At 37.9% G+C, this 21,399-nt stretch carries 17 protein-coding genes; 8 read left to right on the forward strand and 9 right to left on the reverse strand.

Translation table 11 applies throughout. From position 1 onward, the window contains the following. Positions 1-150 precede the first annotated feature (150 nt). The 4 genes from EGI24_RS01085 to EGI24_RS01100 all read left to right on the forward strand — a co-directional run bounded on the left by EGI24_RS01085 (position 151) and on the right by EGI24_RS01100 (position 6,943). On the forward strand, positions 151-1,176 hold the full coding sequence (locus tag EGI24_RS01085; RefSeq protein WP_255046328.1) for a LacI family DNA-binding transcriptional regulator: 1,026 nt from the start codon (positions 151-153) through the stop codon (positions 1,174-1,176). Between the two features lie 240 nt (positions 1,177-1,416). Then, on the forward strand, positions 1,417-4,407 hold the full coding sequence (locus EGI24_RS01090; RefSeq protein WP_255046329.1) for a TonB-dependent receptor: 2,991 nt from the start codon (positions 1,417-1,419) through the stop codon (positions 4,405-4,407). Positions 4,408-4,435: 28 nt separating this feature from the next. Next, positions 4,436-6,007 (forward strand): RagB/SusD family nutrient uptake outer membrane protein, encoded by a 1,572-nt coding sequence (locus EGI24_RS01095; protein WP_255046330.1) that lies wholly within the window; start codon positions 4,436-4,438, stop codon positions 6,005-6,007. Between the two features lie 63 nt (positions 6,008-6,070). Next, the gene (locus EGI24_RS01100; RefSeq protein WP_255046331.1) at positions 6,071-6,943 is read left to right on the forward strand and encodes an inositol oxygenase; all 873 of its coding nucleotides are present in this window, start codon (positions 6,071-6,073) and stop codon (positions 6,941-6,943) included. Positions 6,944-6,992: 49 nt separating this feature from the next. On the opposite strand, the gene EGI24_RS01105 is transcribed toward EGI24_RS01100, so the two are convergent. The 7 genes from EGI24_RS01105 to EGI24_RS01135 form a co-directional block, all read right to left on the reverse strand. Continuing rightward, positions 6,993-8,732, reverse strand: coding sequence for a hypothetical protein (locus EGI24_RS01105; RefSeq protein ID WP_255046332.1), 1,740 nt, complete (start codon positions 8,730-8,732; stop codon positions 6,993-6,995). 40 nt (positions 8,733-8,772) lie between these two features. Further along, positions 8,773-9,780, reverse strand: coding sequence for a tartrate-resistant acid phosphatase type 5 family protein (locus EGI24_RS01110; RefSeq protein WP_255046333.1), 1,008 nt, complete (start codon positions 9,778-9,780; stop codon positions 8,773-8,775). Between the two features lie 136 nt (positions 9,781-9,916). Continuing rightward, on the reverse strand, positions 9,917-10,897 hold the full coding sequence (gene moaA, locus EGI24_RS01115; RefSeq protein WP_255046334.1) for a GTP 3',8-cyclase MoaA: 981 nt from the start codon (positions 10,895-10,897) through the stop codon (positions 9,917-9,919). Positions 10,898-10,959: 62 nt separating this feature from the next. Beyond that, the gene (locus EGI24_RS01120; RefSeq protein ID WP_255046335.1) at positions 10,960-11,229 is read right to left on the reverse strand and encodes a hypothetical protein; all 270 of its coding nucleotides are present in this window, start codon (positions 11,227-11,229) and stop codon (positions 10,960-10,962) included. Beyond that, positions 11,193-12,338: a sulfatase gene (locus EGI24_RS01125; RefSeq protein WP_255046336.1), complete on the reverse strand. Its 1,146-nt coding sequence runs from the start codon at positions 12,336-12,338 to the stop codon at positions 11,193-11,195. Before EGI24_RS01125 ends, EGI24_RS01120 begins: the two co-directional genes overlap by 37 nt. 4 nt (positions 12,339-12,342) lie before the next feature. Beyond that, positions 12,343-12,534 carry a hypothetical protein gene (locus EGI24_RS01130; protein WP_255046337.1) on the reverse strand — a complete coding sequence of 64 codons (192 nt, stop codon included), beginning with the start codon at positions 12,532-12,534 and terminating at the stop codon, positions 12,343-12,345. Further along, on the reverse strand, positions 12,518-12,655 hold the full coding sequence (locus EGI24_RS01135; RefSeq protein ID WP_255046338.1) for a hypothetical protein: 138 nt from the start codon (positions 12,653-12,655) through the stop codon (positions 12,518-12,520). Before EGI24_RS01135 ends, EGI24_RS01130 begins: the two co-directional genes overlap by 17 nt. A 319-nt stretch (positions 12,656-12,974) precedes the next feature. Here EGI24_RS01135 and EGI24_RS01140 point away from each other — a divergent pair, with 319 nt between their 5' ends. From EGI24_RS01140 to EGI24_RS01155, 4 genes are all read left to right on the forward strand, one after another. Continuing rightward, positions 12,975-13,658, forward strand: coding sequence for a hypothetical protein (locus tag EGI24_RS01140; protein ID WP_255046339.1), 684 nt, complete (start codon positions 12,975-12,977; stop codon positions 13,656-13,658). 205 nt (positions 13,659-13,863) lie between these two features. Then, positions 13,864-14,715 (forward strand): sugar phosphate isomerase/epimerase, encoded by an 852-nt coding sequence (locus tag EGI24_RS01145; RefSeq protein WP_255046340.1) that lies wholly within the window; start codon positions 13,864-13,866, stop codon positions 14,713-14,715. A gap of 191 nt (positions 14,716-14,906) precedes the next feature. Next, on the forward strand, positions 14,907-16,586 hold the full coding sequence (locus tag EGI24_RS01150) for an FAD-dependent oxidoreductase (protein WP_255046341.1): 1,680 nt from the start codon (positions 14,907-14,909) through the stop codon (positions 16,584-16,586). A gap of 323 nt (positions 16,587-16,909) precedes the next feature. Continuing rightward, positions 16,910-19,165 carry a c-type cytochrome gene (locus tag EGI24_RS01155; protein ID WP_255046342.1) on the forward strand — a complete coding sequence of 752 codons (2,256 nt, stop codon included), beginning with the start codon at positions 16,910-16,912 and terminating at the stop codon, positions 19,163-19,165. A gap of 106 nt (positions 19,166-19,271) precedes the next feature. Here the strand turns inward: EGI24_RS01155 and EGI24_RS01160 are convergent, their stop codons facing one another. Further along, positions 19,272-19,925, reverse strand: a complete 654-nt coding sequence (locus EGI24_RS01160) for a response regulator transcription factor (protein WP_255046343.1) — start codon at positions 19,923-19,925, stop codon at positions 19,272-19,274. Continuing rightward, positions 19,897-21,366, reverse strand: coding sequence for an ATP-binding protein (locus EGI24_RS01165; RefSeq protein ID WP_255046344.1), 1,470 nt, complete (start codon positions 21,364-21,366; stop codon positions 19,897-19,899). Before EGI24_RS01165 ends, EGI24_RS01160 begins: the two co-directional genes overlap by 29 nt. Between the last annotated feature and the right edge of the window lie 33 nt (positions 21,367-21,399).

A 21,399-nucleotide genomic window follows, 5' to 3' on the forward strand; every position in this document is an offset into this window, starting at 1 on the left:
TTTTGAGAAAGATGAAGAGAAGCATCGAATAGTTGCATTCAAATGTCGAAAAAATTGAATGATATCATCATATTTACCATAAATTAGTGTTTTATTTACTTTGCTTGCTTTAAGTTGAGCAATAAAGTATTGGAATCTTAGAAAAGTTCAATGAATAATATCACCATAAAAGATATTGCGAGAAAATTTAAGTGTTCGCCTTCAACGGTTTCCCGAGCCTTGAACGACCACTCAAATATCAACGTAGATACCAAGGAAACAATACAAGAGTATGCCCAAAAAATGGGGTACCAGAAAAACTCAATTTCGCTCAGTTTACTCAACAAGTCCACAAAAACTATTGGAGTTTTAGTGCCATCTATAAATCATTCGCACGAAACCTTGATGATCCAAGGCATACAATCGGTTTTTAATAGCCTAGGCTACATGTTGATTTTCTGTGTGACCGATGAAAAACACAGTTTAGAGCAAGAGCACATCAAAAGACTTTTGTCAAATAGAGTGGATGCTATCCTAGTTTCTATTTCACAAGAAACGGCTAGTATCAGAGACTTTTCGCACTTTGAAATGGTGAATAAAAGAAAAATACCTTTGGTTTTTATAGATAGGGATATTATTGAAAACTATGGAAGCAGCGTAGTTATTGACGATTATGCAGGGGCGTATTTGGCTACCAAACATTTGATAGAAAAAGGATGCCAGCGAATAGCCCATTTGGCAGGACCACAAGGCTTATTAGTTTCGAAGCTTAGATTGGAAGGATATTTGGATTGTCTTAAAAATAATGGTATTACTCCCAGCGACGATTGGATCAAGCACGTGGAGTTTAATATAGAGAGTGCCATCGGACCAACCAAAAATTGGTTTGAAGGAAAAATCCTCAGCCCTGATGCAATTTTCGGGGTAAACGACTATGTTTGTTATGGAGCCATTAATGTGCTGATGAGTTTGAACATAAAAATCCCAGAAGAGGTATCTGTAATAGGCTTTGACAATTGTCCTATTTCTCCTTATTTCTCGCCCAAACTTACTACCATTGATAGAAAAAGTTATGAAATAGGTCGCTTAGCAGCTGAACAAACCTTAGAAATGCTTTCGTCAGATACTTATTTGCCAGGAAAAAGTGTATTAAATCCACACCTCATAGAGCGAGACTCCACCAGGCAAGCCAGTTGATAATGGTATAAAATCTTCAAAAAAAAATACTTCTTTGACACAAGGAATACTTATTAAAATTTCTTAAAAACCCTCTTTTGAATAGTTTTAATGATGTTTTTCAGAAAATAATTTTTTTGAAAACGATTTCAAACGTTTGCATTAATAATTTGCATTATACAATTTTTCTGTAGAAAAGTTATATTCTATAATTGCATCGAAACAAATAAATCGTTTTTTATGCAAAAAAATTACCCTAAATTGAAATTACTCTTTTGTTTGGTGTTTTTGGCGTGTACATCTTTTGGTGTTTTTGCCCAAAATACAATAAGAGTATCCGGAATCGTAAGTTCTTCTGATGGAGAAAAACTCCCTGGCGTATCTGTTACAGTGAAGTCTTCTTCTACTGGAACAATGACTGATCCAAATGGCAAATTTAGTATCGACGCAGGTACTAATGCCTCTTTGGTGTTTAGCTACATTGGGTTTGAAACCCAAACTGTAGAAGTAAATGGCCGCAGCCAAATTTCCGTAAAATTAAAAGAATCAGACACTTCGCTTGATGAAATCGTGGTAGTGGGTTATGGCCAGCAAACTCGGAAATCGTTGACGAGTTCTATCAGCACCATTAAAGCAGAAGACCTCAACCGTGGTGCTATTACAGACCCAACGCAATTATTGCAAGGTAAAGTAGCAGGATTAAACATCACGAAAACAGGAGACCCAAATGGCCGTCCGTCAATTATTTTGAGAGGGGCTTCCACTTTACGTGAAGGTGAGGCTTCGCAACCTTTGTTTGTGGTTGACGGTGTGGTTGGTGCTGATTTGGCTACGGTAGCACCTGACAATATTTTGTCTATGGATGTTTTGAAAGATGCTGCTGCAACAGCCATTTATGGCTCACGTGCTGCCAATGGTGTGATCATTATCACGACAAACAGACCAAAAGATGGTCAAACCTTTGCAAGCTACAAAGCTTATGTGGCAACAGAGTCGGTTTCTAATACCATCAAAATGATGTCTGGCGACCAATTGAGAAGCTACCTAACTAAAAATGGTAAATCTCTTGGGCCAGCAGACGATACAGGTGCTAATACCGATTGGCAGGATGTTGTAAGTCAAAAAGGATTTTCACAAAATCACAATTTGTCATTTGGAGGCGGAAGTAAATCAACCAATTACAATGCGAGCATCAACTATTTTGATCAAGACGGAATCATCAAAGGAAGTGGCTTGAACCGATTCATTGGAAGGCTCTCAATTGAGCAATATGCCTTGAAAGACAAATTGAAAATGGGTGTTACCTTGGCTTCGACGCAAACAAACTCACAGATTGTTCCTTTTCAAGATGTGGTTTTGATAAACCGATTGAGGTATTTGCCAACGGTTAGCCCACTAAATGAAGATGGTTCTTATTATGAAAACTTGGCACGTTCAAACTATTACAATCCTCTGGCAGTGATTGACAATGCCACGGTAAAAAATAACTCAAAAACGTCTTTGGCTAACTTCAAGGCAACCTTGAAACTTCCGGCTGGATTTTCGTACGATGTTTCGGCTTCAATCCAGAATAACCAAACCAACGGTTCGGAGTTTTACAACGACTATTATACGACCAACTATAACAACATCGCGTTTACAACAAATTATACAGTAGTAGGAGGCAGAAATGGCCTTGCCGTAAGAAATACTTACGAAAACAAAAATACTTTGTTTGAAAACTATTTGACTTATAATAAAACATTTGGTAAACACAATGTAAATGCAATTGCAGGGTATTCGTGGCAACAGACACTCAATGGAGACGGTTTTCAGGCTAATAACACCAATTTCCCAACCAATGATACAGAAGCCAATTACTTAGGCTTAGGAAATTCACAAGCGGTGTCAGGCTTTGTGGTTGATTATGGTGGCAACAATTATTCGAAGCTTCGTTTGATTTCGGATTATGCCAGACTCAACTACAGTTATGCGGGCAAATACTTCGTCCAAAGTTCATTGCGTAGAGACGGTTCGTCGGCATTTGGTGCTAACAACCGTTGGGGTTATTTCCCTTCTTTATCAGCTGCTTGGGGAATTGACGGAGAAAACTTCATGAAAAATCAGAATATTTTCTCTGAATTAAAACTTAGAGTGAGCTATGGACAAACAGGTAACTCACTTGGATTTAATCCTTTGGTCTCCTTGTTGAGATACGGAAATGTGGGCACATTTTTGGTGAATGGTGTTACCTTATCAGCCATTGGTGTTGTGCAAAACCCAAATCCAGACTTGAGGTGGGAGAAAACAACCATGTCGAACATCGGTTTGGATTTCGGCATAATGAAGGGCAAAATCACGGGTACCTTGGATTTGTACAATAAACGTACTACTGACCTTATATGGACTTATGACGTTGACCCATCGGTATATTTGTACCGTCAGTTGACGGCTAATGCTGGAGAAATGAGCAACAAGGGAGTGGAATTAACTTTAAATTATTCGCCCGTAAAAACCAAAAGCTTTACTTGGAATACTTCTGTGAACTTTGCTCATAACAAAAACCTTTTGGTATCCCTTAAAGGCGAAGGTCTACAAGCTGATAGTTTGCTGATGGCTGCTCCAAACGGTGGCGGACAGACAGGTTCAACGGTGCAAATATTACTCAGTGGTCAGCCAGTTGGACAGTTTTACACATTCCAATATGCAGGAAGAACTGAAGCTGGTGTGTCGCAGTTTGATGCCAAAAAAGGTGGAACGACTCTAGTGCCACAAAACAAAACCGATTATTTCTTGGCAGGAAGTGCCCAACCAAAACTATTGATTGGCTGGAATAACTCATTTACCTATAAACAATTCGATATGAATTTCTTCTTTAGGTCGGTATTGGGTAATAAAATCATGAATACTGTAAGAGCAGATTTCAACAGACCGCAGGAAGCTGGTTCGTACAACGTCTTGGTTGAAACAGGCGACGAACCAATTGCAGATTATAATGCATTTAAATATTCAAACAGATACATCGAAAGCGGAAGCTTCCTAAGACTTGACAATGCCACTATTGGATATTCGATAAACACCAAAAAGGACTACATCAAAAACCTTAGATTGTTTTTATCTGGCAATAACATTTTCATTTTAACAAAATACTCAGGAATTGACCCAGAAGTAAACATGGGCGGACTAACCCCTGGCGTTGACTGGACACGTTTTGGAAACGGATTTTATCCAAAAACCAGAACTTTTATGTTTGGTGTAAACGCAAGTTTCTAATTTATTAAAATTTAAAGTTTTTAGAAAAATGAAAAAAATAAAATATGTAATTACGTGTGCCGCAGCCTTATTTTTGGCTTCGTGTCACGACTTAGAAGTACCAGTTGAAAATGCACTTACTTCAGATAATTTCCCGATAAAAACCGAGCACTTTATTCAAGCTTCGGGACCAACTTATACCAACTTTAGAGGTTCTATAGCTCTTTCATATTGGTTTTTGCAATCGCTGAGCTCTGATGAGTCCATTTTGCCAGCAAGAGGTGGAAACTGGTACGATGGTGCTAGATATTTTCAATTGCACCAGCACAATTGGAACCCAGACAACGGTCAAGTAGATGGAACCTGGAACTGGATTACAGGTACCATAACTACCATAAACCAAAACATAGCCGTGGTAGAAACTGCTCCCGAGTCACCAGCAAAACAACAAGGATTGGCCGAATTGAAAGCCATGAGAGCGATTGCCTACTGGGTAATGCTGGATCTTTGGGGAAATGTGCCTTTACTTACCAAGTTTGGTGTAACCGAAAAACCAACTACTACGCCTAGAAAAGACATCTTCGCATTTGTAGAAAAAGAAATGTTGGATGCTATTCCTAGCCTAAGTGGGGATGTAAATGCCTCTACTTATGGTCGCCCTACAAAATTTGTGGCATATGCACTTTTGGCTAAATTATACATCAACTCTGAAGTATATACGGGTCAGAAAAGATATGACGATGTAGTAAAAATGTGTGATAACATCATTAGTTCTAAGAAATTTGCTCTAGAGGCCAATTTTGCCAAGATGTTTGACATAGACAATGGCCCACAAATCAAAGAAACGATTTTTGCTGTGCCGTTTGACAATATTTCTGGAGGTCAATTTCTGGCTAGATATTATTTGCACAGGGCGATGAGAGCAAAATACGAATTGCCATTTACACCATCAGGTGCCATAAGCGTGCAAGAAGAGTTTTTGGCAAATTTCAATGAAGAGGATGATGTAAGAGCAAAACTACTTTTGAAAGGAAAGCAATTCTTGAGCAATGGTTCGCCAATTATTGTTAAAACTTCGAAAAAAGGATTTGACGAAGATTATAAAGGTACGGATGGAGCTACAGCTGTCGATTATCATTTGGAATTGGTTCCTAAATTAGAGTACCGCAATGTGGCGGCTTTTGATTTGGGTAACGACGAGAAGGCATGGGCACAGGGTTATCGTTACATCAAATTTTCTCCTGATAAAACCTCTACAACACGAAATCAAGGGAACGACTTTACTTTTTTTAGATACTCTGATGTATTGTTGATGAAGGCCGAAGCCATCATGAGAGGTGCGGCAGCTACATCTGGAGACACGCCTTTGGCTTTGGTCAATTCACTTAGGAAAATTAGAAACGCAAGCGAAATAAAAGAGCTAAACTTTGATGTGATGTTGGCAGAGCGTGGTCGTGAATTCTGTAATGAAAACTGGAGAAGAAATGACTTGATTCGCTTTGGGAAATTTGAAGGTAAGTGGGGTTTAAAAACAGACTCAGATCCAAACAAAAGATTGTATCCAATACCAAGAAGTATCTTGAACATCAACCCAAAACTTACACAGAATCCAGGATATTAATATTTTTATAAACCGAGACCGATTTGAGTCTCGGTTTACATTTTAAATACTTTTGATATTACAATGAATACAAAGTTTTCAGAAAAAGAGCTAAATCCACTGGGAAGTCTTGATGAATGGGAAGCCGATGTGGTGCTCAGATATCCTGAGCCAGGCACAAAACAAAAAGAAAATTATCGCAACTATGTTGATACGGACAGAGTAGCGACAGTGAAAAAATTCTACGAAATGAATCATACCTACCAAACGTATGACTTCGTAATAGATAAAGAAAGAGAATTTTTAAAGTTTGATAAACGCCAAATGAGCGTTTGGGATGCTGTTGATTTCCTAAACACTTTGGTGGATGATAGCGATCCTGATACGGACTTGGATCAGTTTCAACATCTTTTGCAAACTTCAGAAGCCATTCGTCAAGATGGGCACCCCGATTGGTTTGTGCTTGTGGGTTTTATGCACGATTTAGGAAAAGTACTTTGCTTATTTGGTGAACCGCAATGGGCGGTGGTTGGTGATACATTTCCAGTGGGCTGCCAACATTCCGATAAAATAGTTTATCCCGAATACTTCGAGGCAAATCCTGACAGCAAAGATCCTCGATATAAAACCAAATACGGTGTTTATGAGCCAAACTGCGGATTAGATAAGGTAAAAATGAGTTGGGGGCATGACGAGTATATTTACCAAATCATGAAGAATTATATTCCTGAAGAAGGCTTGTATATGCTGCGTTACCATTCGTTTTATCCACAACACCGTGAAAACGCCTATAATCATTTGATGAGTAAACACGATCATGAGATGTTTAAATGGGTGGATAAATTTAACCCATATGATTTATACTCTAAAGTACCTGTGCCACCAGATGCCAAGGCTTTGAGGCCTTACTACGAGGATCTTGTGGCTAAATACTTACCCAATGTTCTGAACTTCTAGGTTAATAATAGGTTGAATGATAAAGGGCTGCATTTTGTGCAGCCTTTTTTTATGATAGTTTCAAAGTATGTACAAAAGGCGTTCGGCCAGTAATATAAATATGCATCCCGTTTGAACGTAATGAACCAAAATGGGTGCTGTACATTTCGCCTTCCATATTGTTGATTGTTTGGTGAGTAAACTCTCCCGGACCAAATGAGATTTTGTCGCCTTCAAACTCGTATGAGGCTTCTTTTTCCTTAATTGAAAAATTCTCCTCACTGCCAGCTATTGAATCACAACCAAGCAGTTTTCCTCCTTTTGCGAAAGTAAGTTCTATTACCAAAGGAACTCCAGTGGTTCCTCTTACATCAAAATTTATTACTTTTTCATCATTTATTTCTTCAAAAACTACTTTGTATTCGAGTAGGCTGATGTTACTTTTCGGTCGATTTTTGAAGTCCATTTTGTTCCAAAACCGGCGGTCTGTACTTTGGCTTAGTTCGTAATCGCCATTGACTTTTTTGAATTTATCTGGCAGTGGCTGATAGTATGGTGCCTCTATTTTCTGGTATAAATGATACTGATTTCCTACTTTTTTTATGCCTTCACTCCTAAAAAAACCTGTACTAAAAAAACTGGAGGACATTCTGATATGCTTCAAAATGGCTTTTCCTTTTTGCATTCCGAAAAAACTTGGATTGGTAGACCTGCCTGATCCAATGATTATCGGCTGGTCAGCTCCCCCAAACAAGGAGAATGTTTCTTCACCTTTGCGGCCTCGCAACATGTTTATTCCTTCATAAAACCTCTGGAAATCTGTAGGAAGTGGTTTAGTAGGATATTTTTTTGCCAAAATTTCGTCTTCCAAAAACAAATACAGTAAGTCTTTCGAAATAGTGGGGTCAAAACCCGGCATGCTTTCTATAAATGCCGCCACACTTCCCATAAATCCATCGCTAAATTTATTGGCCATAAATCTATATTGAGGATAAAAAAGAAGGATGTTCCATTGCATGTAAGCATCTTGTCGGCGGGACGGGAAAGTTACCAAATTACCGTTGGGTTCCATACATTCATACACCCAGTGGAGGTTTCTTTCCACCATTTTTAGCAGTTCGGGCCTGTTGGTGTAAGCGGCAACGGTTATCATCGAGCGGTCAATTACCTCGGCGTAAGTCATACTTCTTTCGAGATAAATTCCGTCTTTGTCACAAAAAACACCTTCAGAGAGCCATTCAGCTATGCGTTTGGTATATTTTGGGTTGGGGTAGAGGTGATTTATTTTGGCCAAAGCGGCACAAACTACCCAGCGATGGTTGGGGGTATGTACACCGCCGACTGCCAATCCAGCACCCGATTTTTCAATTATTTTTTTAATTAAAAGATTCACCTCCTGGCATTTTGAATTTCCTTTTAGGATATTTCCAGCAGCACAAATAGGCTCAATTATAAAGGCAGTATCTGGCGGAGAAGACAAATTTCCGAAGTCCAGCGTTCCGTCGGCCTTTTGTTGGGATATTATAAATTCCGAAATGACTTTCATACCGCTTATGAGTTCTTCTTTCTCATAATAATTTGAGGTTTTTTCAGAAAAACCAGCTGCAAGATTGGCCAAATCAAATCCGAGACTTCGTTTAAGAGTTTTTAAGCCCGCTTGCGTAGCCTTTAATATGTCTGAAACCGCCTTATTGTTTGCTTCTACTATTTTTGGCCAGTCATAATTGGCTTGGTTTTGAGCAAATAAATTATTAAATTTTAAAGCTACAGCAGCGGCCGAAACACTTTTTATAAATTGAGAACGATTCATTTTTTTGGTAAATATGTTTTTAATTTCTTAGAAATGAGATTTATTTCACGATTTCGGTTCTATAAACCACTTTTCCTTGGTGATTGATAACCTGCACATTCATGGATTTCGGACCTATTGAAAACGCCATAAAGCCATATTCGGCCAATGCTAGTTTTGATATCGGTAAGGTGCCTATTTCAGTCACTTCAGAGCCTGAGCCAGATACAAAATAATGCGTTTTTCCCTCTGGAAGCAGATGTTGCAAGTCGTGGTCATGGCCACATAGGTAGGCATCTACTCGGTATTTGTCCAAAATTCCTTTCAGTGAATGTCTTACCGCTCGGGTGTCATAGCTTTCTCTACGCTTTAAGGTGGCGGTGTAAAGTGGATGATGGCCTACCACTATTTTCCATTTAATATTCGAAGATTTGTTGGCCAAGGTTTTTTCCAGCCAAATTTTCTGAGCAGTACTGTCTTGACTGACCACATTTGGCCCATAAGTTTTGTTCTTATAAAAATCGGGAATGAGCGGGTTGGTGTCGATAAAAGCGATGAGCACTTGGTTGGTGGTATCGCCGTTTATAGCAAAAGTCTCACTAAAATACCTCGCTGGCATCCTCCATCTTCTGCTGATTTTAGAGTACGCCACTTGTGCATCTGGATTTCCAATATAATCGTGGTTGCCCAAAACAGAATACCACTCCCAATGTAAAGCAAATTGTTTATAAACATCTTCATAGGATGTTTTCCATTGTGGGTCATCTATACTTGCCACCCCATGTGGATAAAAATTGTCTCCAGTAGAAATGATAAAATTTCGGTTGATTTTATCTGCCACTTTGGCCATTTGGTTGGCTACTGGAGTTTGGTGATCTTCGCCAAACCGTCCCCAATCTCCTACAACCAAAAAGTTGAGAGTTCCAGGAAAAACCCGTACGATGGAGTCTGTTTTAGGATTATTTTGTGCAAAAATAAGCCCCTGAAAAAATACCAAAACCATCGAAAATACGAATGTAAATCTAGGTGATAATTTCGGTTGAAGAAATGAATTGAAAATGTTCGGCATACGTATGATTTTAACGTAAAAATACGAAAATCAGAGTCACGGTTTTATGCTAATTTCGCCCGAAAATAGTAGTTATTTGATTTGAAAAAGACATTCGAAACTTCGGTTTTTCTAAAGGGGGTAAAAAACGCATAAACTAGCCTCCAATGGTAGTCATACTTTCTGAAATAGCGTCTTTTCGACCAGCTTCGGCTTCGAAACCATCTTTTGCTCTGTGTAAAATAGATTCCTGAAGTTTTTCTTTGATGTCTTCGTTGCTAAGTCCTGCTCTGATCATGTCTCGGAGGTTCATTTCGCTGTCGGCATAGAGACAAGTTTTGAAATCTCCAGTTGGCGTGATGCGGAGACGGTTGCAGGTGCCACAAAAAGTGCGACTGAAAGCCGCAATTACACCGATTGTTCCCTCAAATCCGTCAATTTTGTAATTGTAAGAAGTAGAATTGGCCTCGTCATCTATTTTGTAAAGTGTTGGATATTTAGTCTTTATGGTTTCTATTATTTTTTTATAAGACATAAAATACTCTGGCTTTTCGCCTTCACCATTGAATGGCATTTCTTCTATAAATCGTACGCCAACAGGGTGTTTTTTGGCTAAATCTACCAAACTAAAAATATCTTCTTCATTCTTACCCGCCATCATTACCGAGTTGATTTTCAGTGGGATATCGTTCTCGATAATAGCATCAAAAGTTTTCAAAACATTCGGAAGTTCGTCACGACGGGTCATTTCAAAAAACCGTTTTCTGTCTAAGGAATCCAAGCTGAGATTGATGGACGAAATACCCAATTGTTTAAGCTCAGGAATGTACGGAGCGGTAAGCACACCGTTTGTCGTCAGGTTGATTTTCTGGATGCCCTCAATCTCTGAGATTTTCCAAAGAAAGGCCATCAATTCTTTACGCACAAAAGGCTCTCCGCCAGTAATTCTTACTTTAGAAACACCCATTTCAGCCAAAATCTCTATCAGTCTGAGCATTTCTTCAAAGCTCAACAAATGCGTTTTGGGCAGAAAATCAATGCCTTCGTGTGGCATACAATAGAAACAACGGAGATTGCATCGGTCGGTCACTGCCAATCGAAGATAGTTTATCGGACGTCCGTGGTTGTCTATGAGCATTCTCCAGCGTTTTCGTCAAAATTAGTTTAAATTTTTTCAGAGAAAAAACTCTAACGCATAAATCACTTTGCAATTCGCTTTTCCAAATTATTTGGACCAAGAACCATTTTTGATTTATGGTCTTCAATTAATTTATTTATATCAGCTATTAAATCAGGATGCTTTTCGGATATTTCAAATCTTTCAGATGGGTCAACTGAAAGATTAAAAAGTTGAGGCTTCTCTAACATTTCAAGTTTTTCGGGATAACCATCTGGGTTATTTTTCAAAAAATACAACTTATAAGACCCTTTTCTTACCGCAAAAAGTTTCGTGCCGTGGTAATATAACATTTCGTTTCTCGGACTTCTATTTTTTTTTTCCAAACCTCCGAAAGGTCATATCCATCAATAGTTCTATCACTGGGAACAGAAATTCCTGCCAGTTGGCAAATGCTCGGAAGCATGTCCAGGGTACTTCCAATATCTGAAATGACGGCAGGTTTAATATTTTGAGGCGACCAAACCAAAAAAGGCACACGCATACCTCCCTCGTAACAAGTGCCTTTTCCACCAAATAATGAACCTGCAGAACCGCCATGCTCATTGAATATTTTCCAAGGGCCATTGTCAGAAGTAAAGAGTACATAAGTATTCTTATCTAAATGGAGACTTTTAAGCGTTTTTAAAATTTCGCCAACACTCCAGTCTATTTCTTCAATCACATCACCATAAACCCCCCTTTCGCTTTTTCCTTCAAATTCCTTGGAAGAAAATAAAGGTATATGTGGCATTGAATGAGCTAAATATAAGAAAAAAGGCTTGTTTTTATTTTCTTTTATAAATCTTATTGACTCATCAGTATATCGTTTTGTAATGGTGGTTTGATCAGTAGGTCTTTCAATTTCTTTTTCATTTTTAATCAAAGGCACCTTGTAATTTTTAGACTCCGGACTAAAAAACTCATCTCTGGATAAACCTGCGGCTCTATCCATGTCGTTGGAATAGGGTATGCCTAGGTAGGTATCAAATCCGTTTTTGGTAGGCAAATATTGTGGTAAATGGCCCAAATGCCATTTGCCAACCATACCTGTTGCATAGTTTGCGGTTTTTAGCATTTCCGCTATTGTTAACTCAGAGGCGGGCAGTCCTCCATCAGAGTCAGGAAAAAGCACCCTTCTTTGGTTACTTTCCATGCCGTTTCTGACTGGAAGCCTACCGGTTAATAAAGCCGCACGAGAAGGCGTGCAAACATTGGCAGCAGAATAAAAGTTGGTCCATCTTTGACCTTCCGAAGCCATTTTATCCAGATTGGGCGTTTTAATGGTTGGATGTCCATAACAGCCCAAATCACCATATCCTTGGTCATCTGTGAAAATGACAATAAAATTGGGTTTTTGAGAGTAAGCACTAACTAATCCAAAAATCAGATTGGTAATTAAGTAGAATAGTTTTTTTTTCATAGTTTTATACTTTAAAGCAATTATTTTCATAGGCCAAAAAATACCAAATAGCCCCAGCCACCAGCAACAACAAACCATAAAATGGCCAAACCGACTTTGACTTTATTTGATAAAAAATGTCAAGTTTATCTGCAGGACTTTCCTTTTCATACACATTGAAAATATCTATTTTCCCCTCATTATATTTTTGTTTCAAATGATGGTATTTCTGGCGAGAAAAAGTCTCCTAAGGCAAATAATTCATATCCAAAGCCAATATCTTGTTGAGGTAGACTCAATGCAGTTTCACCTATATGTGTAATCGTAAAGTCTTTCATGTGTTTAAAGGGGATATGAAAAGACTAAACTAACAAATAATTCTGAGGAATGAAAGTGGTGCGATTTTTCAAATCGCATACCAAAATATAAATCAGTTGATTTGATAAAAACTGTTTACTGCGATTTGAAAAATGGCTGTATTTAAATAATCCTTCTGCCTACACCCCCCTTAAGACTCCCAAGATCCAGCACTCCATCAATACTTTGTTGGTTGCAGATTATATTATAAGTGTCACAGAGATTGAAGCTGCTATTATGTATCAAAGCAAGGAATGATGGCATTAAATTTGAAGCAAAATTTTAAAAAAAACAGCTTATATGTCATTAAAAACACACATTTTAATATCCATAGTACTTTTCTTTTTCATTTTATCCTGTAATAAGGATGACATAAAGGCTTTGGAATCAGAACTACCTGAACAAACTACTTTAGGTTTGAATACATTTGGGTGTTTGATAGATAACCAAGTTTGGATGCCAAAAATTGATAGAAGCCTAAATTCAACAACAGATTCAACGCTTCTTTACATGGATAAAAAAACAGGGCTAATATATGTGGAAGCAATTAGACTTTACAAAGACAAAGATATGATTTTCACTACCGAAAGAGTCAGTTTTTCGGTTAAAGGAATAACTAAACCTGGGAAATATTCCTTAAGCGGGCGAAGTACTATAGTTGGTACATCAAGATTTTATTTTTATAAGCCTTCCGATTCTAACGCACCTATTGAAATGGTGGGTGGTGGAACCTACTATAAACGTGGAAGCATTTTTAAAATGTCTGGCAATGCAATAAGATTACTCCAAACGGGTAGTGAAAATAATAATGAGACAAATTTGAATATTGAAATAACAAGAATGGACTTTGAAAATTTTGTTTTTTCAGGAACATTTGAGTTTAGTCCAACAGCGTTTTATACCTCAATTGCCATTGATAAAATGAAAATAACAAAAGGCAGATTTGATTTAAAAGGGAAACCATTTCCGATTAATTTTTTTTAAATTCAGATAAAAAAATGACTGGTTAATTTTATTAATAGCATCTTTAAACAAAATTTCATATTCTTAAAACTGTGCTTTTAAGTGTAGAGATTGACCAAAAATAGTTGGAGAATTAATTCAGAGTTTTGAAAAAAAAACAATAATCTGAAATTTTTCCAATGTTTTATGTATAAATTTAGAATTCAATTCAACCATTAAATTTAAAATGAAAAATCAAAGATTCTTGCTGTTGTGTATATTTCTCTTATTCAGTTTTTTAGGTTTCGCCCAGAAAAAATTGTACACTTATCCGCTTGGTGTACAAGCCTATACGTTCAGAAATCACTTCCCGAAAGGCGTGGAACAGACACTGGACATCATTCAGAAAATGGGTTTTACTGAGTTGGAAGGCGGTCCACAAAAAGGCCAAACTGCGGCGGAATTCAAAAAAATGTGCAATGACCGAGGTATCAGTATTCCTTCTACAGGCTGTAGTTTTGAAGAATTGCAAAAAAACCCTCAAGCTGTAGCTGACAAAGCCAAGGCTCTGGGAGCAAAATATGTGATGTGTGCTTGGATACCTCACAAAGGCAATGATTTTACTTTGGAAGACACCAAGAAAGCCGTGGAGGTTTTCAATGCCGGTGGCAAAGTGTTGGCAGAAAATGGCTTGATCTTTTGTTATCACGACCACGGATACGAATTTAGACCTCACGAAAAAGGCACTTACATGGACTATATAATCCAAAATACAGACCCAAAATACGTGTCTTTTGAAATGGACGTACTTTGGACTATTCACGGAGGCGGGGCGGCATCACCACAAGAATTGCTAAAGCGATATGGAAATCGCTGGAAACTGATGCATGTAAAAGACCTCAGAAAAGGAGTGAATGGAGATAAATCTGGACATGAGCCAGCAGAAAATGACGTGGTGCTTGGAACTGGTCAAGCAGATTGGAAAAAGATATTTAAACTATCTAAAAAAGCAGGGATTCAGCACTATTTCATTGAGGACGAAAGTAATAAAGAGCTTGAAAATGTACCCAAAAGCATTGAATATTTGAAGAGTTTGTAAAATAGGTATTCTGAGTTTTATATACTAAGAATTAATTGTACAAAAAGATATGAAAAGCCCGCATATAATTATGCGGGCTTTTTTTTCTTAAAACTGATGAAAATCACACAAATGCAGCGTGTTTAGGTAACATTCATTACAATTTAAGAATTTTAGATGCTCTAATTTTGCATTAAAATTAGAACACCAAAATGAACAACAGAATAATAATCATAGGCGGACTTTCGGCTGGGCCATCGGCAGCAGCCAAAGCCAGAAGAGAAGATGAATTTGCCGATATAAAACTATTCGAAAAAACAGCCGACATTTCTTATGCTACGTGTGGTATACCTTACGCCCTATCAGGTCATATAGCTTCAAGAGAAAAACTCTTGGTCACAGATGTGGAAATGCTCAGGAAAAGATTCAAGATAGACGTACACACCAACGAAGAGGTGACAGACATAGACATTGATAATAAAACAGTTATAACGCCACTTGGCGAGTATCCTTATGACAAATTGGTATTTACAACAGGTGCCAAAACATTCGTGCCGCCGATTACCAATCTTGAAAAAGCCACCAACTGGTCGGCCTGCAGGAGCTTGGGAGATTTTGACCACATCATGAAAGAGGGCCTCGTAGATTCCGTAAAGCATATTACGGTGATGGGTGCGGGCTTGATAGGTGTGGAGGTTGCCGAAAATCTGATAAATGTAGGCAAAAAAGTAACTATTATCGAGGGTGGAGCTACGGTTTTGCCCATGTGGCAGCCCAAATTCAGTGCCTTTGCTCAAAATGTTTTGGAAGACAAAGGCATAGAAATTATCAAAAACACTTTTGTAAAAAATGTAATAGTTGAGGGCGAAAAAATAAAACAGATAGACTTAGGAAACGGCAAATTTCTGGAGACAGAATTTGTGGTAATGAGCGTAGGTATAAAACCGAACACTGAATTGCTATTGAAAAAAGGAGCGGCCGCTATTGGAAATGGAGCTTTGATAGTAAACCAAAACATGGAAACTTCATTACCAGGCATTTACGCTGCTGGGGACAATGTAAGTATTGAAAATCTTATCACACATCAAGCCGATTACTTACCGCTTGGAACACACTCCAATAAAGGCGGTCGTGCAGCGGGATTCAACTCCGTAGGGGGTAATGAGAAACTTTTTGGTGGTTATAAAACGGCTATCATTCAGTTGTTCGATTATACCTTGGCTCGTACTGGACTTGGGCCAAGAGATTTAGAAAAAGCTGGAATAAACTATAAAAAAACACTCATTGTAGCTGGTTCAACACCGAGTTATTATCCCAATCCCCAAGACATAACGGTGGAGGTTTTTTATGAGGATTCTGATTTTACGATATTGGGAGCGGAGGTTTTTGGCCAAGTTGGGGTGGATAAACGAGTAGATGTTCTGAGTACTGCTATCTATGCCAAGCTCAAAATTACGGATCTTCCACAGCTAGACTTGGCTTACGCACCACCATATTCTCCCGCCAAAGACCCAGTATTGGTGGCTGGGTATGTTGCCGAAAATGCCATAAATCGTGGCTGTTCGCCTCTTAGTGTGGAGGAGTTACATCAGTTGATTTCTGAAAATGCGGAAATGTACATTATTGATGTCCGAAATCCTTCAGAAAGAGCTAACGGCCAATTTATTGAATGTTCCATAAATATTCCTTTGGACGATTTGCGTGAAAACCTACATAAGATTCCGATAGACAAACCCGTTATTTTACACTGTGCTAGAGGTATGCGTGGTTATATTGCGGCCAAAATTTTGGCACAACATGGTTTCAAAAATATCAATAATCTAGCGGGTGGATTTAAAATATGGAAAGAATATGTAAGGCAATATCCAATGGTCTTTTCTGAGGTTTTGTAAGACTGAAATTAATTAGAAAACGCTTTAGATTTTCTGAAAATGTTGATTCAAATTTCTTCTGAGGTTTTAAGTTTTGTTCTTTTGAATAATTCTTTGTCAGAGAAATATTTTAGCTGAAAGTAGTTATTGATGACCTAATTACAATCCTTTGATTTTAAAGTGAAGCAACTTTGAGGCATAATTTCACCACTATATGTGTGTTTTGAGGTAGCCTTTGAGCTACGTGAAGGTTAGTTTTGTCTAAAATCTTGTTTAGCATAAATAATATTGGTTAAACTTCGGTTTTAAGTGTAAAATCAACCAATCCTTTACGTTTTTAAGGCATGTATAAATTCAATAAAAAGCAATTAGCTTGTTCTTTAATTTCATTATCACTTATAGTTTTCGCATTTTTAGGCTTCAAAAAAATTGAGATTTTCGAGCCAAACATTTCATTGGACGATTACATCATCGAAGAAGGTTTTGATTTGAAAGTTATCGCTTCAGAAAACTTGATAAAAGCACCCGTTGCCATGGATTTTGATAATAAAGGCCGCATGTGGGTGGTAGAAATGACAGGATATATGCCCAATTTAGAAGGAATAGGGGAGGAGGAACCAACAGGAAAAATTAAAATTTTAGAGGATCTTGACAAAGATGGCGTTGTGGATCGGTCAAAAGTGTTTTTGGATAAACTTGTGCTTCCTCGTGCTATGGCCTTCGTTTATGGAGGCCTGCTTTATGTGGATGGCCCCAAGCTTTGGTTTGTAGAAATTAAAAATGACAAACCGGGCAAAAAGACACTCGTTGATCCAATATATGCTGAAGGAGGGAACGTCGAACATGCGTCCAACGGTCTAATGATGAATGTAGATAACTGGATTTATAATGCAGACTATAACTTCCGGTATCGCCTTCAGAACGGAAAATGGCTCAAAGAGCCAACTTCACTTCGTGGCCAATGGGGGATCACAAAGGACAATTTTGGTAGGCTTTTTTATAACAACAACAGCACACATCTACAAGGGGATTTTATATTGCCCAATAGAGCCATTAAAAACAAATACTTCAGACCCAAAGCCGCTGAAAACCAAGTGTTAACAGATAATCTGGTGTATCCAATACATGCCACTTCAGTAAATAGAGGTTATATCAAGGATGTTTTAGATAAAAATGGATTCCTTAAAGAAGTTACGGCTTCTTGTGGGCCGATGATATACAGAGGATCGGCTTTTCCAACTTCTTATAATCAAAACGCCTTTGTGTGTGTTCCTGAAGCTAACCTCATTACCCGAAGTATCCTAGATGTAAAAAGCACAAGTATTAAAGGTAATAGGGCAATTGCTGGTAAGGAATTTATTGCTTCCAAAGATGAAGGTTTTCGTCCAGTTAACCTTTTTAATGGACCAGATGGTGCCATTTATATTGTAGATATGCACCGAGGAATTATTCAGCACAAGGCATATATTTCCCAATATTTGACCGAACTTTTGGCAAAAAAACAGTTGGATACCCTTCAAAATGCTGGAAGAATTTTAAAAGTAACACACAAAAACACCAAAGCTTTTGAAATTCCAGATTTTACCAAAACAACCAGCAAAGATTTGGTGAACCTTTTAAGTCACCCCAATGGATGGATTAGAGACCGTGCTCAGCAATTATTAATTCTCAAAAAAGACTTAAGTATTTTAAAAGATTTAAAAGCACTAACACTTAGCAATAGCGAATTTGGGACCGAAATTCATGCCTTATATGTTTTGGAAGGCCTCAATGCTCTTTCATTTGGTTTTCTGGAAGAAAATGCCAAAAAGTCTAAACAGCCAGAAACCGTAGCCCATGTTTTGGGGCTTCTCGAAAAGTATGCAATTCAGGACAATATTCTGAAATTCAAGCAATTGGCCAAAGTATTACAAACTCAAAATAACGAGACAATTGATCTTTATTTGGCCAGCTCTTTAGGCTCTTGGATCAAAATATCAGAAAATAATTTCTTGCCAATTCTTTCAGAAATAGAAAAGAAATATTCAACAGATAAAGTATTTCAAGATGCATTAACAAGTAGTTTAGAGGGTAAAGAGACAATTTTTATCGATAAAATGACTCCGAATGAGTTATTGAAAACCAATTTGAATCTGGCGAGAACCAACAGACAAAAGAAGGAGCTCAATCCCATATTTGTAAAAGTAAAAAACGAAGTTGATGGCCGAACCAAAGGTTTGCAGTTGTTCAGATCTATTTGTGCTACTTGTCACGGTGCGGATGGGAAAGGAATCGAAAACTTGGCTCCTCCACTAAAAGGATCCGAGTATATTGATGGTTCTACTAAACGGTTAGCAGCTATAATTTTGCATGGTATTGGCGGTCCGATGAGTGTTGGTGGAAAGCGTTACGAACTGAATAACGAAATGCCCGCATTGCTCAACAACAGTTCTATCAGTGACCAAGACATTGTTGATATAATAGGTTTTACACAAAATGCCTATGCCAAAGAGCCCAAAAGAATTTCTGCAGCTGATGTTAAGAAAATGAGACTCAAAAAACCAGAAGGAACCGGAGTATTTAATGAAAAATTATTGCTAGAAACGGATTTCGAAAAATAGCTGGGATTTAGACCAACATTCGATTAAATAGCTGAACAAAGTTGAAACTTTAGATTTTAGCCAAGTTTTCCATGACTGAAAGTTTTATTATTTCAAATGGTAATTGCTAAATTCCTTCTTTGCTGGCAATTCTTACCAATTCTGCGGTGTTGCTGAGATTGGTTTTTTTGAGCATATTCGCTCTGTGATTAGAAACTGTACGGATGCTTAAATTTAACAGGTCTGCTATTTCTTTACTGTTTTTACCTTCGGTAATAAGTTTCAAAATTTGCTTTTCTTTTTTCGAAAGAACATCCGTTTTCAAGTTGTTTTTTGGCCCTGAAACTGACTTTCCTTTGGTTTGAATGGCCCCAACCAATGTAGCCGAAATAGAAGGGGGGAAGTATTTATTTCCTTCATAAACTGTGTTTATTCCCAACAAAATCTCGTCTTTCTCACTGTCTTTTAGCAAATACCCATCTACACCATTTTCGATACTTTTCAGTACATAATCGGCATCGTTGTGCATCGAGAAAACCAATATTTTTATAGCAGGAGCAAGTTTTTTAAGGTGTTTTGCGGTTTCCATACCTGACATTTCTGGCATGTTCAAGTCCAACAAAATAATTTCTGGCTTTAGTTTTGGTATTATCTCTAAAGCTTCTTTTCCGCTACCAACGTCGCCTACGACTTCCAGGTTTTCTTCGTCTTCTAGTAACGAAATGAGCCCTTTTCTTACTACAGCGTGGTCGTCAACTAACAATATTCTTATTTTCCCCATTTTGGTCTGAATTATCAATCGGCAATTTAATGAAAATATTCGTTCCTTCTTTGGGAGCGGAGGTTAGTTTGAAACTTCCTTGCAAAAGTTCACAACGAGTTTTTATGTTTGCCACCCCGTTGTGTATCAGCGATTGCTTTCTATAAAATATCTGATTGGGGTCGAAACCAATGCCGTCATCACTGATTTCCACGAAAACAATACTTTCTTTTTCTAAAATTCTGATGGTGATATTTTTTGCTTTTGCGTGTTTTATAGTATTATTGGTTGCTTCTTGTATAATTCGGTAGATATTTATTTCTAGGCTTTGGGACAAACGCTGGTTTATAAGCTTTATGTCCAGCTTTACTTTTGTTTTGGTAGATTTCTCCACGGAGTCTTTCAGGATATTTATTACGGGTTCTAGACCAAAATCTCCTAGTACTGGTGGCATGAGGTTAAAAGAAACAATTCTGGTTGCTTCTATCGTTTCATTTATGAGTTGATGTAGGTTGTTTAAGATGGGTTCAAACTTTGGACTATTCGTTTCAAGTGATTTAAGTTTACTTGCCGCCAATTTCACACCCGTTAACATTTGCCCAACGCCGTCATGCATTTCCCTTGACATACGCTTACGTTCTTCCTCTTGGCCTTCCAGTAGCGAAGCCGAGCGGGTTTTTTCTTCTTGTAGCTTTGCTTCGTATTTTTCCCTTGAGGCTTTTTCTAGTTTTTCTTGTGCCTGAAAAAGCATTCGGTTCGAAAAACGCAATTGGTCATTCGTTTCTTGCAATTGTTTTTCAGAGCTGGTTAGTCTTGAAATCACTTCTTTTACATAATAAGCAAGGGGATTAAATATCATAAAGGCTTCAACAAGGAGTGTTCCGATGGTCAAAAACAAAAGAATAAGCTCGAAGGATTTAACAGAATCTACACGTTTGGTAGCCTCGGCGTCATAACTAAACACGATTTTTTCCATCAATTCTAAATACAATCGCTCGTTTTCAAGAATTTCCGCTTTGCTAACTTCATTTAAACTATTTCCTGAAGCCAAAGTGAACAATACCAACAGTCTAGAGTAAGTGGGTTGTAAACGCTCATACAATCCTTTAATTTCTCGGCTGTTTGTTACGTTATACTTTTTCGGTTTTTCTAATTTATTGTTTTTCAAAGCCTCATGGCTGTCTTTCCAAAGTTTAAATGCGGAAGGGAAGATTTTAAGATAAACTGCTTTTTCTGTTGAAGAGATGGTGGGGTCGTTGAGAATCAGAGAGATTTTGGTCAGACGTTGGCTGAGCATACGTTGGCGGCCAGCAATATTTATAACATGTGAGTCGTCTAACGAACTTGAGAGGGTGGATTGAATTATTATTTGCCCCAAAATGGTCAAAGATGCCACCACAACTAATGCAAAAATGTATTGGACTTTTAATCTTTGCCCAACGGTTTTGTCCAATGTCTCCATTCTGAATCTGTTATTGAGACCAAAATTAATTTA

This window comes from Lacihabitans sp. CS3-21, from assembly GCF_024343675.1.
Taxonomy (GTDB): Bacteria; Bacteroidota; Bacteroidia; order Cytophagales; family Spirosomataceae; genus Leadbetterella.